This is a genomic window from Limosilactobacillus vaginalis DSM 5837 = ATCC 49540, assembly GCF_000159435.1.
GTDB lineage: Bacteria > Bacillota > Bacilli > Lactobacillales > Lactobacillaceae > Limosilactobacillus > Limosilactobacillus vaginalis.
Window position 1 is genome coordinate 1 of record NZ_GG693425.1, and the last position, 1614, is coordinate 1614.

A 1614-nucleotide genomic window follows, 5' to 3' on the forward strand; every position below is an offset into this window, starting at 1 on the left:
ATATATGTAAGTCTTCAAATAGGTGGATTTTAATGACTGCATTACTACCTGCAGCTATGTATACATATTTTAAACGTTGAGGTAAGAAATGAGCATATATCTTTTACTAATCCTAATTAGTTTACTATTATTGGGATTGAGAAATTCTATAGTTTATAAAAATAATGTTTTAAGAAATATAATTTTGTTTTCTATAGTATTGTTGTTATTATTTTTAACTGTATCCCGTGGGATTACTGTAGGAACTGACTACCCAGCTTATAATGGATATTTTTATTCAACTAAGGATGAACTAAAAGTTCAATATATTGAAAATGGTTATATTTTATTAAATAGTTTTGCTCAGTCACTAAATATATTTATAATAATTCCAATGTGTGAATTTATCATAAGCTTTTTTGGCATGTATAGTTTAGCTAAAGTAAATAATTGTAATGATTTTTCATTTATAAGTATGTATATTCTTACTTACACTTATATGCAGTCCTTTAATGCACTGAGGCAGTTTATCGCAATCGGTTTCATAACCTTTGGATGTACATTTCTATTTAGTAATCGGAAATTCAAGCTTTTTTGGTTTGTGATTTTTATTTTATTAGCATATGAATTTCATTCTAGTTCATTAATTATGTTGATAATACCGATATTAATGAAAATTAGAGTTACAAATGTAAAGGTCCTTTTAGCTGGAATATTAACAAGCTTTTTATTTATTTCAAAACTTGGTTTAAAAATAATACAACCATTGATTATGATGAATGATCATTATGCTATAAAATATAGTGATCAAGCGTCATTTTTAATTTCTGCAGGGAATAAGGGAATTGTTCAATTTTTACCGGTCATTATTCAGTTTATACTGTTTTATCTTTTTTTAACTATAAGTAAAAAAAATCAGAATTCTAGCTATGTAGTAAACCAAGTTAAATATAATTTTGTTCTATCCGGGTATCTATTTTTCTTAATGTTTTATTCTGTTGGTGGAAATGGAGTAATGGATAGAATTCAAATGTTTTTCTTTATTTTTTGTATAATGGCAAATTGTTATTTTATCGATAATGTAGCTGGAACTTCATCAGAAATTAGATATTTGTATCAAGTATCTGTAATTCTATTCTGGATCGTGTACTGTCTTTTAAGATTAATTATTAATAATGCTGATGTAGTTCCATACGTATTTAACTAGTTCGCAATACTAAAAATAGTCAATATTGGAGATAATACTGTGATAGTAGTTTAATAGTTTTTGCTGAATCCTGGTTGTATATGTAAAAAATCAAATATTGAGGTGTTACTTTGAAAATAGCTATTATTACTCCAACTTTAAGTGGAAAAGGTGGAGAAGAAACTGTAATAGATAAGATTATTAAATCAAAGAAAATAAGATTAGCGGGAATTGAGATTAAGTTAATAATTCTTGGGAAAACTTATGATCAAAAATGGTTAAAAGATTTTAAGGAATCGGTATACTTGACAAATAATGAAAATGAAATAGGTAATTTTCTTTTTCTTTTACGAATATTAAAAAAGGAAAACTTTCAAAGTGTTATTTGTTTGTCTCGAAAGTCAATTTTATATTCTTATCTTATAAGGAAATTAACGATGTGTAATTAC

The 1614-nt window shown here is 25.7% G+C and carries 2 protein-coding genes; both read left to right on the forward strand.

Features of this window, described 5'->3' with window-relative positions; all coding sequences use genetic code 11:
- Positions 1–88: 88 nt before the first annotated feature.
- Positions 89–1186, forward strand: a complete 1098-nt coding sequence (locus HMPREF0549_RS08825) for an EpsG family protein (RefSeq protein ID WP_003717951.1) — start codon at positions 89–91, stop codon at positions 1184–1186.
- Between the two features lie 110 nt (positions 1187–1296).
- Positions 1297–1614 (forward strand): hypothetical protein (locus HMPREF0549_RS08830; RefSeq protein ID WP_003717952.1); only part of this gene is annotated, 318 nt, incomplete at its 3' end.